The 15,115-nt window shown below is 60.5% G+C and carries 12 protein-coding genes; 6 read left to right on the plus strand and 6 right to left on the minus strand.

Annotated features, from left to right (window positions below; all coding sequences use genetic code 11):
* Positions 1-50 precede the first annotated feature (50 nt).
* On the plus strand, positions 51-1,289 hold the full coding sequence (locus tag NMA58_RS19580; RefSeq protein ID WP_434711647.1) for an OpgC family protein: 1,239 nt from the start codon (positions 51-53) through the stop codon (positions 1,287-1,289).
* Positions 1,290-1,413: 124 nt separating this feature from the next.
* Here the strand turns inward: NMA58_RS19580 and NMA58_RS19585 are convergent, their stop codons facing one another.
* Together NMA58_RS19585 and NMA58_RS19590 are read right to left on the minus strand one after the other, a co-directional pair.
* Positions 1,414-1,767: a VOC family protein gene (locus NMA58_RS19585; RefSeq protein WP_434711648.1), complete on the minus strand. Its 354-nt coding sequence runs from the start codon at positions 1,765-1,767 to the stop codon at positions 1,414-1,416.
* A 244-nt stretch (positions 1,768-2,011) separates the two neighbouring features.
* Entirely contained in the window at positions 2,012-3,775 is a 1,764-nt protein-coding gene (locus tag NMA58_RS19590) for a glucan ABC transporter ATP-binding protein/ permease (RefSeq protein ID WP_097598244.1), read from the minus strand.
* A 382-nt stretch (positions 3,776-4,157) separates the two neighbouring features.
* Between NMA58_RS19590 and NMA58_RS19595 the strand changes: the two genes are divergently transcribed.
* The 3 genes from NMA58_RS19595 to NMA58_RS19605 all read left to right on the plus strand — a co-directional run bounded on the left by NMA58_RS19595 (position 4,158) and on the right by NMA58_RS19605 (position 9,310).
* Positions 4,158-4,913, plus strand: a complete 756-nt coding sequence (locus NMA58_RS19595; protein WP_430960054.1) for a helix-turn-helix transcriptional regulator — start codon at positions 4,158-4,160, stop codon at positions 4,911-4,913.
* 174 nt (positions 4,914-5,087) lie between these two features.
* Positions 5,088-8,552, plus strand: coding sequence for a pyruvate carboxylase (gene pyc / locus NMA58_RS19600; RefSeq protein WP_434711649.1), 3,465 nt, complete (start codon positions 5,088-5,090; stop codon positions 8,550-8,552).
* Between the two features lie 185 nt (positions 8,553-8,737).
* Entirely contained in the window at positions 8,738-9,310 is a 573-nt protein-coding gene (locus NMA58_RS19605; protein ID WP_430960052.1) for an NADPH-dependent FMN reductase, read from the plus strand.
* Positions 9,311-9,366: 56 nt separating this feature from the next.
* Here the strand turns inward: NMA58_RS19605 and NMA58_RS19610 are convergent, their stop codons facing one another.
* The 4 genes from NMA58_RS19610 to NMA58_RS19625 all read right to left on the minus strand — a co-directional run bounded on the left by NMA58_RS19610 (position 9,367) and on the right by NMA58_RS19625 (position 12,811).
* Complete coding sequence (locus NMA58_RS19610; protein WP_434711650.1) at positions 9,367-10,128, minus strand: amino acid ABC transporter ATP-binding protein; 762 nt, start codon at positions 10,126-10,128, stop codon at positions 9,367-9,369.
* Positions 10,125-10,805, minus strand: coding sequence for an amino acid ABC transporter permease (locus tag NMA58_RS19615; protein ID WP_434711651.1), 681 nt, complete (start codon positions 10,803-10,805; stop codon positions 10,125-10,127). Before NMA58_RS19615 ends, NMA58_RS19610 begins: the two co-directional genes overlap by 4 nt.
* Positions 10,806-11,014: 209 nt before the next feature.
* Positions 11,015-11,788 (minus strand): amino acid ABC transporter substrate-binding protein, encoded by a 774-nt coding sequence (locus NMA58_RS19620; RefSeq protein ID WP_430960050.1) that lies wholly within the window; start codon positions 11,786-11,788, stop codon positions 11,015-11,017.
* Between the two features lie 153 nt (positions 11,789-11,941).
* The gene (locus tag NMA58_RS19625) at positions 11,942-12,811 is read right to left on the minus strand and encodes a DMT family transporter (RefSeq protein WP_434711652.1); all 870 of its coding nucleotides are present in this window, start codon (positions 12,809-12,811) and stop codon (positions 11,942-11,944) included.
* A gap of 205 nt (positions 12,812-13,016) precedes the next feature.
* Here NMA58_RS19625 and NMA58_RS19630 point away from each other — a divergent pair, with 205 nt between their 5' ends.
* On the plus strand, positions 13,017-13,793 hold the full coding sequence (locus NMA58_RS19630; RefSeq protein ID WP_434711653.1) for a DeoR/GlpR family DNA-binding transcription regulator: 777 nt from the start codon (positions 13,017-13,019) through the stop codon (positions 13,791-13,793).
* 64 nt (positions 13,794-13,857) lie between these two features.
* The gene (locus tag NMA58_RS19635) at positions 13,858-15,051 is read left to right on the plus strand and encodes an MFS transporter (protein WP_434711654.1); all 1,194 of its coding nucleotides are present in this window, start codon (positions 13,858-13,860) and stop codon (positions 15,049-15,051) included.
* Positions 15,052-15,115: the final 64 nt, after the last annotated feature.

Here is a 15,115-nt window from a genome sequence, read left to right on the forward strand (position 1 = left end):
CCTTTTGGCCGTCGTCGCGTTTGCAAAACCGGACAACAGGAGAAACCCATATGGCAAGCACGCTGACCGAAGCCATCGGCACCGAGCGCAGTTCCTCATCCGCAGCTGCGACGGGGCGCGATACAAGGCTTGACGTGCTGCGTGGCCTGGCCCTGATCATGATTTTCATCAATCATGTGCCCGGACAGATCTTCGAATATGTGACGACGAAGAATTTTGGTTTTTCCGACGCCGCCGAGGCCTTCGTCCTGATCTCCGGCATCGCCGTCGGTCTCGCCTATGGTTCCCGCTTCAAGCCGGGCGGCCGCATCAAGACGGCGATCAAGGCGGCGCGGCGTGCCTTCACGCTCTACCTTGCGCATATGATCACCACCTTCATGACGCTGGCGCTCTTCATCTGTGGTGCCTGGCTGTTCCACCGGCCGGGGCTGCTGGTCGAGATCAACATCCTGGCGGTTCTGATGAACCTGAAGGAAGGCATTCCGGCGCTGCTGCTGCTCGGCCACCAGATCGGCTACAACAATATCCTGCCGATGTATGGCGCATTGTTGCTGATGGTGCCGATCATCCTGCTCCTCAACGAGCGAAGCCCGCTTCTGGCGCTCGCGGTTTCCGGCACGGTCTGGCTGCTGGCCGGCATTTACGAAGTGGCGCCGCACAATTTGCTGATAGAGGGCTACTGGTTCCTCAATCCGCTCTCCTGGCAGTTCCTGTTTTCGATTGGAATTGTTTCGATCCTGCATATCAAGCGCGGCGGCACGATCCCGCGGCATCCGTTGTTGTTTGCGGCTGCCGCCTTCTATGTCCTGCTGTCCTTCGTCTGGGTAACCGGCCATCTCTGGATTTTCGGTAATTCGCTGGCAGCGCTTGGCCTGCCCACCGTCATCACCGGTTTCGACAAGACTTTCCTGTCGCTGCCGCGGCTGCTGCATGTGCTGGCGCTAACCTATCTCATCATCAGCATCCCGGCGTTCTCGCGCATCCTGCGGCGCCCCGCCGACCACCCGCTGACGATCCTCGGCCGCCATTCGCTGAACATCTTCGTCGCCGGCACGATCCTCGCCATGATCGGCCAGGTCGTGCTCTATATCACCAACAAGGATCCGCTGGTCGGCCCGTTCTTCGTCATCGCGGGCATCGCGACGCAATTCGCCTATGCCTATTATCTCGAGCACAAGCGCCAGCTGGGCAAAATCAAGCACAAGCTCGTGACTGAGATTGCCGCCGTCCCTGTGCCTGTGCGGGTCGGCGGAGCGGCAAATACCTATCGCCGCACCAATCGGAAATAGGGTCCACCGCTTTGATTGAACGGCCGCGGGCTTAGCGGCGTCCCGAAATCGCATTGAAAGCCCCACGGCATTGCAGCGCCTTTCGCGCGTCTGAAAAGACGCGCTGCGCTGTAATGCCGCCGGCTCAACTTTTATGAACGAGAATATTCACCAGCCGGTCGAAAGGATCGCGCACGTAGAAGCGCCTGACGCCCCAGGGCTCGTCGGCCGGACCGTATTCGATCGGAATGCCGGCGCCAGACATCGCCTCGAAAGCAGCATCGAGATCATCCACCTCGATGGAGAGATCGGGTACTGGAGTCCCGGAACCGCCTTGGCTGGCGACACTGAGCTGAACCTTCATGGAAGTATTCGCGCCGAACGTGACGATCCAGCCGAGATCCATCATCAGATCGAGCCCGAGAATATCCTGATAGAAGCGTTTGGCGGCCATGAGGTCGGGCGCCTGGATATTGGCAACGATGCGCAGGACATTCATGCCGCTCTCCTGAGTATCGGGTAAGGACAAGAATTTAGAGGGGATCGGCGGCGCGATCAATCAGTCCCGCCGCCAGACACGTAGTGCCTCTGACGACATCCCCTGCGCCGCCTTCTGTCTCTACCCTTGCCTGGTAGGGGGTGGCCGGCGGGATAGAGGGAGCTACGCGTCGTTTCGCTCCCAAGAAAAACAAAAGGCCGGAAGAGCGCCTGCCCTTCCGGCCTTATCCTGTAACCCGGAGCGCTCAGGCGGCTTCGGTGGTGTGGGCCTTGCGGACTTCCTCGTCCGTCAGGATGCCGCTGGCGCGCAGCAGCGCGGCGAAGCGGCCGTTGCTGTGGCTGAGCTCATCGAAGCCGCCCTGCTCGACGACACGTCCATCATCGAGGAAGAGCACCATATCGGCTTCGCGGACCGTCGAGAGGCGGTGGGCGATGATGAAGGTGGTGCGGTTCTGCCGCAGATTGTCGATCGCGGCCTTGACGCGCGCTTCGGTCTCGACGTCGAGCGCCGAGGTCGCTTCATCGAGCACCAGGATCGGCGCATCCTTGAGGATGGCGCGGGCGATCGCAATGCGCTGGCGTTCACCACCGGAGAGCTTGTTGCCGCGTTCGCCGACATGGGTATCGTAACGATCTTCACGGGTCTCGATGAAATCGGCGGCGGCGGCGGCTTCGGCAGCACGGCGCATGTCCTCCTCGCTCGCACCTTCGCGGCCGAGGCGGATATTGTCGCTGATGGAACGATTCAGCAGGCCCGCATCCTGGAAGACGGTAGCGATATGGCGACGGAGCGACTTTCGGGTCACCTTGGTGATATCGGTGCCGTCGACGAGGATCTGGCCGCCCTGCGGGTCGTAGACGCGCTGCAGCAGGTTGACCAGTGTCGTCTTGCCGGCGCCAGTCGGGCCGACGATGGCGACCGTCTGGCCTGCCTTCACCGAGAAGGAGACATTGTGCAGGCCCTGCGAGCTGTTGCCGAAGCCGAAGGAGACGTCGCGGAATTCAACCGCACCCTTGACGTTCTTGATCTCACCATTGCCGGCCGGCTCTTCACGATCGCGCACTGAATCCTCAAGCGTATAGAAATCCTGCAGCTTGGAGCGGGCCTCGAAGATCTGCGTAGCGAACTGACGCATCAGGTCGAGACGGGCAATCAGCAGGTTGGCAAAGCCGATGAAGGCAATGACGTCACCGACGCGCAGCTGGCCGGACTGAACGAGCATCGTGCCGATGATCAGAACCACCATCATCGCAATGGTCGAAGCCATACGGTTCAGCGCGCTGGCAAGCGCCCACCAGTCGAGCACCGGATACTGCGCTTCGAGCAGCCGGTCAGCAAAAGATTTCAATGCCTTGGTTTCCGCTTCGATGCGGTTGTAGCTATGCAGAACGGAGACATTGCTGATCGAGTCGCTGACATGCGAGAAGACGGTATGGTAGTGGTTTTCGACCGAAGCCTGGCCATCCTTGGTGCGGCTCATGACCACGCGGCCGATCAGCCAATAGGCGATGCCAAGCACGATCAGCACGGCGGAGAGGCGCAAGTCCATCGATATTGCGGTCGGCACCAGCAGAGCCAGCGCAATGACCGTTGACAAGTGGTTGCGCATGAACTCAAGCCAGAGGCCGAACAGCGTCTCGCAGGCCCGCAGCAGCGTATGCAGCGCGTTGGAGGTGCCGCGCTGATGGTGCCAGGCAAGAGGCATGGAAATGATGCGCCCGAAGGCTTCCGTCAGCAGCGTTGCCCGCCGGCCATGGGCAAGCCGGTCGGCCTCGCGGGATACCAGAACGAAGGCGACAGTATTGAACACGGCGAAACCAGCCCACATGAAGAGGATGGGTTTGACTTCGCCCTTGCCCGATATCGCATCGATGATGCGACCGAACAGGATCGGTTCCGCAATGGTGATGGTCGCCAGAACAATGTTGGCGATAACGACCAGGGATACGCGGAGCTTGTAAGCGCCTAGATAGCGCAGAGCTCTTGCATAGACCTTGAATAGCGACACGTCTAACCTCTTGTGCATCTGCGAAAACGGGAATGGTGGGATGCTACAAAAGGCTACCTGAACCGGCGATTAACGGAGTATTCGGGATTCAGTCCGCCGGGTGGTTAACTTGATCGCACGATCGCATCTGCGATGAAATTGAAGCTGCCTCAATAGGATAGAACAGAGAGACATTCTCGGGCTCATCAGATTTTTCGGCAGCGGGGTCTGGCGCCGGAATTCCACCATGATTATATCTCGCAACAATTTGCGCTTGCATTTTAATCAATGTTTAGCGCAGCATTAAATTAGAGACTGCATTTTCTGCAGAAGACCGTTACGCGACCAATCTGAACAGCCGCCAACGGCCTGCGGGCATCTAGTCCGGACAAAGGCGCTATTTGTGAATATTAATTCTTTAATTCAATTGCTTGTAATTCTGGAAGAGTGCCCAAATCCGGACGCCGTCGTCACCGAACTCGAGCAGGCCCTCCACGGTTCCGGTTTCGAATATTACGGTCTGCTGCGACATTTGCAGCAAGGCCCGGCGCAGCAGAATATCGAATTGCGCGCCGCCCCGCTTGCCGGCCGCTGGCCGGAACAATGGCTACAGATATATGCCGCAAAAAAATATGTCCGGATCGATCCGATGGTGCGTTATCTCGCGCATGCGCAACGGCCTTTCCGCTGGCGGGAGAGCATGGCAGCCTTCGACGGTGACGTGCATCAGCGCCGCATGGAGCAGATGATGGTCGATGCCTTCGGCCACGGATTGGAGGACGGCTATCTCTTTCCGATTCACGGGCGCAACGGCATTCTCGGCAGCCTCAGCCTAGGCGGCAAGCCGATCGATCTGTCGCCGGTTGAAATCGCGCTGCTTGAGGCGGTGGCGCGCAAGACCTTCTGGCGATTACTCGACCTGAAAGGCGAGGCCGAGGCGCTGGAAACGGTGCTGCCGACCGAGACGCCGCTGACGCGGCGCGAGATGGAAATCCTCCACTATCTCGCCGAAGGCATGACGTCGATGGAGATCAGCAAAATGCTGAAGATCTCAAACCATACCGTCGACTGGTATATGAACGGTCTGCAGGCCAAGCTGAAGGCAAAGAACAGGCAGCAGGCAGTGGCGCTTGCCTTCCGCCACGGTCTGATAAGCTAGGCTTTTCCTTATCCACTCCGTCGAAATCGCTGCATACTGCCGGCCGACATGCGCTGGCATGGCGAGAAAGTGCGTTTCGCAGTCGCAAGAGAAATTGAACTTCCCGTGACAAGAAGTTAAGGATTTTCTTCGCGGGTGCAGCATGCCCGTGTCTGAACGACGGAGGAGACCGTTTTGCCCATATCGAAGATACTCGTTGCCAACCGCTCCGAAATAGCCATTCGCGTGTTCCGCGCGGCCAACGAGCTCGGCATAAAAACGGTGGCGATCTGGGCGGAAGAGGACAAGCTGGCGCTACACCGCTTCAAGGCGGACGAGAGCTATCAGGTCGGCCGCGGCCCGCATCTTGCCCGCGATCTCGGGCCGATCGAAAGTTATCTGTCGATCGACGAGGTGATCCGCGTCGCCAAGCTTTCCGGTGCCGACGCCATCCATCCGGGCTACGGCCTCTTGTCGGAAAGCCCGGAATTCGTCGATGCCTGCAACAAGGCCGGCATCATCTTCATCGGCCCGAAGGCCGATACGATGCGCCAGCTCGGCAACAAGGTGGCGGCGCGTAATCTGGCGATCTCCGTCGGCGTGCCGGTCGTGCCGGCGACCGAACCGCTGCCGGACGATATGCAGGAAGTCGCCAGAATGGCCGCCGAGATCGGCTATCCCGTCATGCTGAAGGCCTCTTGGGGCGGCGGCGGTCGCGGCATGCGCGTCATCCGTTCCGAGGCCGATCTCGCCAAGGAAGTGACGGAAGCCAAGCGCGAGGCAATGGCCGCCTTCGGCAAGGATGAGGTCTATCTCGAAAAGCTCGTTGAGCGCGCCCGCCACGTCGAAAGCCAGATCCTCGGCGACACCCACGGCAATGTCGTGCATCTCTTCGAGCGCGACTGTTCCGTTCAGCGCCGCAATCAGAAGGTCGTCGAGCGCGCGCCCGCACCCTATCTCACCGAAGCGCAGCGCCAGGAACTCGCCGCCTATTCGCTGAAGATCGCAGAGGCGACGAACTATATCGGCGCCGGCACCGTCGAATATCTAATGGACGCCGATACCGGCAAATTCTACTTCATCGAAGTCAATCCGCGCATCCAGGTCGAGCATACGGTGACCGAAGTCGTCACCGGCATCGATATCGTCAAGGCGCAGATCCACATCCTCGACGGCTTCGCCATCGGCACGCCGCAATCCGGTGTGCCGAAGCAGGAAGACATCCGTCTCAACGGTCACGCCCTGCAGTGCCGCGTGACGACGGAAGATCCGGAGCATAATTTCATTCCGGATTACGGCCGCATCACCGCCTACCGTTCGGCCTCCGGCTTCGGCATCCGCCTTGACGGCGGCACCTCCTATTCCGGCGCCATCATCACCCGCTATTACGATCCGCTGCTCGTCAAGGTCACGGCCTGGGCGCCGAACCCGCTGGAAGCCATTTCCCGCATGGACCGGGCGCTGCGGGAATTCCGTATCCGCGGCGTCGCCACCAATCTGACCTTCCTCGAAGCAATCATCGGCCATCCGAAATTCCGCGACAACAGCTACACCACCCGCTTCATCGACACGACGCCGGAGCTCTTCCAGCAGGTCAAGCGCCAGGACCGCGCGACGAAACTCCTGACCTATCTCGCCGACGTCACCGTCAACGGCCATCCCGAGGCCAAGGACCGGCCGAAGCCGCAGGAAAATGCCGCCAAGCCGGTGGTGCCCTATGCCAATGGCAATGGGGTGAAGGACGGCACGAAGCAGCTTCTCGACACGCTTGGTCCGAAGAAGTTCGGCGAGTGGATGCGCAAGGAGAAGCGGGTGCTTCTGACCGACACGACGATGCGCGACGGCCACCAGTCGCTGCTCGCCACCCGCATGCGCACCTATGACATTGCCCGCATTGCCGGCACCTATGCGCATGCGCTGCCGAACCTGCTCTCGCTCGAATGCTGGGGCGGCGCCACCTTCGACGTCTCGATGCGATTCCTCACGGAAGATCCGTGGGAGCGGTTGGCGCTGATCCGCGAGGGGGCGCCGAACCTGCTCCTGCAGATGCTGCTGCGCGGCGCCAACGGTGTGGGCTACACCAACTATCCCGACAATGTCGTCAAATACTTCGTCCGCCAGGCCGCCAAGGGCGGCATCGATCTCTTCCGCGTCTTCGACTGCCTGAACTGGGTGGAGAATATGCGGGTATCGATGGATGCCATTGCCGAGGAGAACAAGCTCTGCGAAGCGGCGATCTGCTATACCGGCGACATCCTGAATTCGGCGCGGCCGAAGTATGACCTGAAGTATTATACCGACCTTGCCGTCGAGCTCGAAAAGGCCGGCGCCCATATCATCGCTGTGAAGGACATGGCGGGCCTGTTGAAGCCTGCGGCGGCGAAGGTTCTGTTCAAGGCGCTGCGCGAGGCGACCGGTCTGCCGATCCACTTCCACACGCATGATACCTCGGGCATTGCGGCGGCAACGGTTCTTGCCGCGGTCGAAGCCGGCGTCGATGCCGTCGATGCGGCAATGGATGCGTTGTCCGGCAATACATCGCAGCCCTGTCTCGGCTCGATCGTCGAGGCGCTCTCCGGCTCCGAGCGCGACCCTGGTCTCGATCCGGAATGGATCCGCCGTATCTCCTTCTATTGGGAAGCGGTGCGCAACCAGTATGCCGCCTTCGAAAGCGATCTCAGAGGGCCAGCCTCCGAAGTCTATCTCCACGAGATGCCGGGCGGCCAGTTCACCAACCTGAAGGAGCAGGCCCGCTCGCTGGGGCTGGAAACCCGCTGGCATCAAGTGGCGCAGGCCTATGCCGACGCCAACCAGATGTTCGGCGATATCGTCAAGGTGACGCCCTCCTCCAAGGTCGTTGGCGACATGGCGCTGATGATGGTCTCCCAGGACTTGACCGTTGCCGATGTCGTCAGCCCCGACCGCGAGGTTTCCTTCCCGGAATCGGTGGTGTCGATGCTGAAGGGCGATCTCGGCCAGCCACCGTCTGGATGGCCGGAAGCGCTGCAGAAGAAGGCATTGAAGGGCGAAAAACCTTATACGGTGCGTCCAGGCTCACTGCTGAAGGCCGCCGATCTCGATGCGGAACGCAAGGTCATCGAGAAGAAGCTGGAGCGCGAAGTCAGCGACTTCGAATTCGCTTCCTATCTGATGTATCCGAAGGTCTTCACCGACTTTGCGCTTGCTTCGGATACCTACGGCCCGGTTTCGGTGCTGCCGACGCCCGCCTATTTCTACGGGTTGGCGGACGGCGAGGAACTGTTCGCCGACATCGAGAAGGGCAAGACGCTCGTTATCGTCAACCAGGCGATGAGCGCAACCGACAGCCAGGGCATGGTCACTGTCTTCTTCGAACTCAACGGCCAGCCGCGCCGCATCAAGGTGCCCGATCGGGCCCATGGGGCGACGGGCGCTGCCGTGCGCCGCAAGGCCGAGGTCGGCAACGCCGCCCATGTCGGCGCGCCGATGCCCGGCGTCATCAGCCGCGTCTTCGCCTCGCCGGGCCAGGCGGTCAGCGCCGGCGACGTGCTCGTCTCCATCGAGGCGATGAAGATGGAAACCGCGATCCATGCGGAAAAGGACGGCACCATTGCCGAAGTGCTGGTCAAAGCCGGCGACCAGATCGACGCAAAGGACCTGCTGGTGGTTTACGGCGGATGAGCGAGCGGCACGAAAGGTTTCGTCCGCCCTCCTTAGATCGGGCTAATCACCCGATTGTGTAGAACTAGGCTGTTAAAAGGCCGCGTTTTTCGAAAAGCGAATGGCCTCCTCGCCTTGCCCGGCGGGGAGGCTTTTTCGTAGACTTGCCTGCCTGCCCCTCCCAAGATCAATCAGGAAACGATTTCATGAGCAAATTGAAGATCGCCGTCATTGTCGGCAGCACTCGTATTGGGCGTTTCGCCGAACATCCGGCAAAATGGATTGCCGCGCTCGTCGGCCAGCGCTCCGATCTGGAAGTCGAGGTTCTCGATCTTCTCGACTATCCCATGCATTTCTTCGGCGAAGAGCGCGCCACCACGGCAGAAAGCGACACCGCCGAGCGCTGGAAGAAGAAGCTGCGCGAATTCGACGGCTACATATTCACCGTTGCCGAGTACAATCATGCGCCGACGGCGGTTCTGAAGAACGCAATCGATCTCGGCGAGTTCATTCAGAAGCCAGTCGCCTTCGTCGGTTACGGCGGCGTTGGCGGTGCGCGCGCCGTCGAGCAGCTTCGGCTGATCTTTGTGGAAATGGGCGCCGCCTCGGTGAAAACGGGCGTGCACATCGCTTTCAGCGAATATCTGAGCGTGCTCAAGGAAGGTAAGAGCCTTGGCGATTACCCGCACCTCAACGAGGCGGCCAAGAACCAGCTCGATCAGCTCGTCTGGTGGGGCAACGCGTTGAAGGCGGCGCGTTCGGTCGTCACCTCGGCCTGAGGCAGGCCGCTTAAATCAAAAGCGTCTCACGTGAATCACGATTCACGTGAGACAGTTCAGATGTCATATGTATGGGCGGCGTTGATCGTCGAGATGAAGCGCTTGGTACGCTCGCGCTTAGGCGCGCTGAAAATAGCTTTCGCACTGCCGGTTTCGACCACGCTCCCGTCTTCCAGGAAGACGACGTCGTTGGCGATTTTCGAGGCGAGTCGGAGATCATGGGTGGCCATGACCATCGTCGTGCCTTCGCGGGCAAGCTGGCCCAGCACATCGACCACTTCCGCCGAAAGTTCCGGATCGAGCGCCGAGGTCGGCTCGTCGCAGAGAAGCACCCGCGGCGACGGCGCAAGCGCCCGAGCGATTGCCACGCGTTGCTGCTGACCACCCGATAAGGTCGAGGGCCAGGCATCGGTCTTGTGCGCCATTCCGACCTTGGTCAGCAGTTCCATGGCGCGTTCGCGCGCTTGCTCCTTCGGCCATTTCAGCACCGTGACCAGACCTTCCATGACGTTTTCGATCGCGGTCTGATGCGGGAAGAGCTGGAAATTCTGGAAGACCATGCCGGTCTGACGGCGGATTTTCTGGATCGCCTGCCATCCCAAGCGTTTGCCGGGCGCGAAGGAAAGCTCTTCCTCACCGAGGCGGATCCCGCCTGATGTCGGGATTTCGAGCAGGTTGATGCAGCGCAGTAGCGTGCTCTTGCCACCACCGGACGGCCCGACGAGAGCGGTGACGCTGCCCTCGGGAATGCGGATGCTGATATCCTTCAGAATGACGGCATCGCCGAAGCGCTTTTCGATGTTGGAAAGCTCGATCATGCGTTTGCCTCCAGCATGCCGCCATAACGCGCGAAACGGCGTTCCAGCCGCACCTGCAGCTGCGAGAGGACGGAGCTGAGGACGAGATAGATCAGCGCCGCCTCGATATAAAGGATCAGCGGCTCGTAGGTGGTGGCGACGATGCGTTGTGCCGCCTGGAAGAGCTCCGGCACGGTGATGGCGGCGGCAAGCGAGGTATCCTTGACCAGCGAGATGAAGGTATTCGACAGAGGTGGCACGGCGACGCGGCCGGCCTGCGGCAGGATCGTCCGGCTCATCGCCTGGCGCCAGTTCATGCCGATCGAATAGGCCGCTTCCCACTGGCCCTTCGGCACGGAGGAGATGACCGCGCGGATGATTTCGGAGCTGTAGGCGCCGATATTCAGGGTAAAGCCGATCAGGGCGGCAGGAAAGGCGTCGAGCAGGATGCCGATGCTCGGCAGCCCGTAAAAGATCACGAAGAGCTGGACGAGCAGCGGCGTGCCGCGAATGACCCAGACATAGAAACGGGCAATCGCCGCGACGGGCGTCGGGCCGAAAAGGCGGGCGATCGCCGTGATCAGGCCGAGGATCAGACCAAAGACGAAGGAGAGCAGCGTCAGTGGAATGGTGAAGATCAATCCCGCCCAGAGGAGCGAGGGAAGCGATTCCGCCATCAGTTGGAGCCAGTGCGGCAAGGGATATTCCCTCTCGTCGGTTGAGCAGCAATACTTCGAAATACCCCTCCCCAACCGTTTCCCACAAGGGGCAGGGACTTAATCTGCCTCCCGCGCTGCATGAAATGACCACCGAGCTGCAAGTCGGGACGTCTATTTTGAGGTGAGGCGGTCCCCCGGCCAAAGCCCCTCCCCCTTGTGGGGAGGGAGGGGAGTTTTTTAGACGAAGCTTACTTCGAGACGTCCTGGCCGAAATATTTGTCGGCGATCTTCTTGTAAGTGCCGTCGGCCTTGATATCGGCGAGCGCCTTGTTGATCGCTTCCAGCAGTTCCGGCTCGTTCTTGCGGATGATGATGCCGGAGTAATCGGCATTTTCCTGCTCGGCGGCGATCTTTACCGGCGCGTCCGGCTTGTGCTTCTTGAAGTCGAGGAAGGACAGGCTGTCGTTGATCGTCGCATCGGCGCGTTTGGTCAGCACAAGCTGGATCGACTGGTCGAAACCGTCCGTGCCGACGAGCTCGGCCCCGGATTCGGTGGCGATCTTGCCGAAGTTGCTGGTCAGTGACTGGGCTGATTTCTTGCCCTTCAGGTCGGCAAAGGTCTTGATGCTGTCGTCGCCCTCGCGAACGATGAGCACGGCCTTGGAAGCGATATAGGGTTCGGAGAAATCATATTTCTGCTTGCGGGCTTCGGTGATTCCGACCTGGTTGATGACAGTGTCGTAACGCTTGGCGTCGAGGCCGGCGATCAGGCCGTCCCACTTGCCTTCGACGAACTCGGCCTTGACGCCGAGCTTGGCGGCGATGGCTTCGCCGATCTCGACGTCGAAGCCGACGAGCTTGCCGCTTTCGTCATGATAAGTGAAGGGCGCATAGGTGCCCTCGGTGCCGATTTTGAAGACGCCGGCCGATTTGATGGCGGCGAGGTTTTCGCCCGCATGGGCGGGCAGGAGGGCTGCGGCCTGAATAAGGGCAGCGGCGGCGACGGTTTTCAACCAGTTCATTGTTTTATCCATCCTTGGGAGGTTGCGATCGGATGAGCGATACTTTGCAGAAAACTAGGGCGCCGGAAGCGTAGAAAACTGCGAATAAAAGCAGCAACTGCGAATATTTTTCTCAAGCCGTCTTCTGAAGCATCAATTCCATGGAAACGGGCATCACACCGTGGCCCGGCGGCGCAGCCTTTCGCAGACGATGATGATCAAACCGGCGCCGAGGATCATCGCCGCGCCGCCGACGACATTCGGCGGTGGGATATCGCCCCAGATCAGATAGCCGAGGATGAAGGCCCAGACGAGGGAAGTATATTCGAACGGCGCAAGCACGGAGACGGGTGCCTGTCGAATTCCCTCGAAGAGGGCGAACTGCGCACAGCCGGCGACTACGCCGGTTGCGATGAGAAGCGCCAACTGCGTCATGTCGGGTGTCTGCCAAGTGTAAGGAACGGCAATGCCCGTCATGGCGAGGAAAAAGACGTTCGAAACCGCAAGCTGGACGATGGTCTTTTCGTGCAGCGAGGTCTTGCGCAGCAGCACCATGGCCGCCGCCCAGAGGACCGCCGCCTGTAGCGCCAGATACACGGGCCAGGAAACAGTGAGACCGATCGGGTCGCAGGCGATGAGCACGCCGACGAAACCGACGCCAACGGCCAGCCATCGCGCTGGCATGACGTCCTCCTTCAGAACGAAGCATGCAAGCAAGGTGCCGACGACGGGTGCGGCGTAATAAAGCGTGGTGACTTCGGCCAGTTGCAGGCGGCTTGCGGCGGAGTAGTAGGAAAGCCAGGCGCAAAGGAGAAGGATACTGCGGGCAATCATTGGTTTGATGATCGGCGATGTCATTGTCTGACGGATGAGCCTGACGCGACCATAGGCGAGACAACCGAGCAGGATCGTCAGGCTGCGGAAAAACAGGATCTGCCAGACGGGAATGCTTGAAGTCAGAATCTTGATGATCGCATCATGGAACGTGAACGCCATGTAGGCGAGGCTCGTGAGCAGAATGCCCAGGCTGACGGAATTTTTCACGGGGACGCACCAGGGGGCAGGTTTGCCGGCGGAATCGGGAGTAGTGGATCGATAATCTTGCCTTCTGAGCCGGTCAATAGTTAGTTCGCCAGGTGGTGGCGCTTTGTGTCACCGCGTCAGAAAGTGTGTGATCGCGCATATTGCCTGCACGGTCGTAAACGGTTATGCACGTTTTCAATACTTCACATGCAGATTCGGTAGGAACATGCAGGATTTTCTGTTGCGAGAGCGCCAAGGTGTTATTTCCGAGCGGCTGCGGCTGAATGGCCGCGTGCTGGCGGCGGAACTTGCGCTCGAATTCGGCGTCTCCGAGGATACGGTGCGGCGCGACCTGCGTGAGATGGCGGCGGCGGGCCTCTGCGAGCGGGTCTATGGCGGCGCGCTGCCGGTTTCGCCGGCGCATGGAAGCCTGACGCAGCGCACGGGATTTGCCGCCGACCGCAAGCAGGCCTTGGCGCGGGCTGCCGCGAAGCAGATCCCTGCCGGTTCGTGCGTGTTTTTCGATGCCGGCAGCACCAATCTGGCGATTGCCAACGCCCTGCCTGCCGAACTTGAACTGACGGCTGCGACCAATGCGCCGGTGATTGCCGCAGCGCTGATCGACAAGCCCGCCGTCAACGTCATCCTGATCGGCGGCATGGTGGACCGGCAGACAGGTGGAGCGCTCGGCGCCAAGGCCTTGCGGGATATGGAGCAGATTTCGCCCGATCTCTGCATTCTCGGCGCCTGCGGCATCGATCTCGAGGCCGGCATCACCGCCTTCGGATTCGAGGATGCGGAATTCAAGCGGTTTGCAACATCGAGAAGCAAAAGGGTTATGGCGGCGGTAACCTCGGAGAAATTCGGCACGGCTGCGCCCCACAGCATCCTTCCGGTTGCGCATTGCGAATGCCTGGTCGTCGAGCACGATGCCGATCCCGCCATTCTTGCGGGTTATCGCGAGCGCGGCTGCCGGACCGTCATCGCCGAAAAAACGAACTGAGCCGGCGTCACGGAGTTTAGAAAAAGCGGGCGCTCCCAAGCCCGATAGCGAGGAAAGACCGAAAATGGACAGTCATGTGAATGCGCCGTCGGGGGTCCGCAGCGGCTTCATTACCAGAAGCAGGGCAGCGGTTTCCCTGCTCTTTCTCATGAACGGCTTTGTCGTCGGCTGCTGGGCACCGAAGATTCCGGATTTTGCCGAGCGTCTCGGGCTGAGCAAGTTCGAGCTCGGGATGATGATCATCGTCTTCGGTGTCGGCTCGCTGGTCATGATGCCGATCGCCGGCGCGCAGATCGCCAGGCACGGCTCGCGCGTCGTTGTACGGGCAACCGCCGTCTGCGTGCTGCCGCTGCTCCTGGCTCTGACGCTCGCGCCGAATGTGTTTACCGCGGCAATCTCGCTCTTCCTGTTCGGCGGCTTCATCGGCGCCATGGATGTGGCGATGAACGCCAATGCGGTGTCCGTCGAAAAATCCATGCGCCGGGCCATCATGTCGTCCTGCCATGCTTTCTGGAGCCTCGGCGGCTTGATCGGCTCGGGCCTCGGCGGCATCGTGATTGCCAAACTCGGCGTTCTCGGCCATGCCCAGCTCGCGACTGCGCTGGCGGCGATCTTCCTCGCTGTCGCCTGGCCGATGATCCTTGCGGATCCGCCCCATCCCGATGCCAAAAAGGAGAAGACGAGGCTGCCGATGGTGCCGCTGCCGTGGCTGCTCGGCTTGATGGCGCTGTTCTCCATGGTGCCGGAAGGCGCGGTTCTGGATTGGGGTGCGCTCTATCTCCGGCAGGACATGGATGCGTCGGTGGCGCTTTCCGGTCTCGGTTTCGCAGCCTTTTCGGCGACCATGGCGACCATGCGCTTTGCCGGCGACCTGGTGCGCGACCGCCTCGGAGGGGTCAAGACACTGCGCATCTGCACGCTCTTTGCAATCGTCGGCATGTTGCTTGCAAGCCTTGCGCCGGACGCTGAGATCGCCATTCTGGGCTTTGCCCTTTGCGGCATCGGCATTTCAAACATGGTGCCGATCGCTTTCTCGGCTGCGGGCAATATACCCGGTCTCAAACCCGGCATCGGCATCTCGGTGGTTACGACGATGGGCTATTCCGGCATGCTGGTCGCGCCGTCGGTGATCGGCTTCGTTGCCGAACATATCGGCTTTGCCGTCGTCTTCATGGCGCTGCCGGTGCTGCTGCTGTTCGTTCTCATGTTCTCCAAGCTGGCCCATTATGCCGATGGGGTCTCCGAAGGCGGCCACTGAGCGCCTCCAAACAAAAGTGATATAGTCGGCGGTTGACAAGGAGCCGGGCTTGATCCACCTGAAA

It is taken from the genome of Rhizobium sp. YTUHZ045 (assembly GCF_051124255.1).
Lineage (GTDB): Bacteria > Pseudomonadota > Alphaproteobacteria > Rhizobiales > Rhizobiaceae > Rhizobium.

Bases quoted from the DNA above. Each gene is read 5' to 3' on its own strand.
- NMA58_RS19605 (WP_430960052.1), top strand. From the start codon at position 8,738: ATGAGCAAATTGAAGATCGCCGTCATTGTCGGCAGCACTCGTATTGGG.
- NMA58_RS19585 (WP_434711648.1), bottom strand. From the start codon at position 1,767: ATGAATGTCCTGCGCATCGTTGCCAATATCCAGGCGCCCGACCTCATG.
- NMA58_RS19580 (WP_434711647.1), top strand. From the start codon at position 51: ATGGCAAGCACGCTGACCGAAGCCATCGGCACCGAGCGCAGTTCCTCA.
- NMA58_RS19635 (WP_434711654.1), top strand. From the start codon at position 13,858: ATGGACAGTCATGTGAATGCGCCGTCGGGGGTCCGCAGCGGCTTCATT.
- NMA58_RS19630 (WP_434711653.1), top strand. From the start codon at position 13,017: ATGCAGGATTTTCTGTTGCGAGAGCGCCAAGGTGTTATTTCCGAGCGG.
- NMA58_RS19610 (WP_434711650.1), bottom strand. From the start codon at position 10,128: ATGATCGAGCTTTCCAACATCGAAAAGCGCTTCGGCGATGCCGTCATT.
- NMA58_RS19620 (WP_430960050.1), bottom strand. From the start codon at position 11,788: ATGAACTGGTTGAAAACCGTCGCCGCCGCTGCCCTTATTCAGGCCGCA.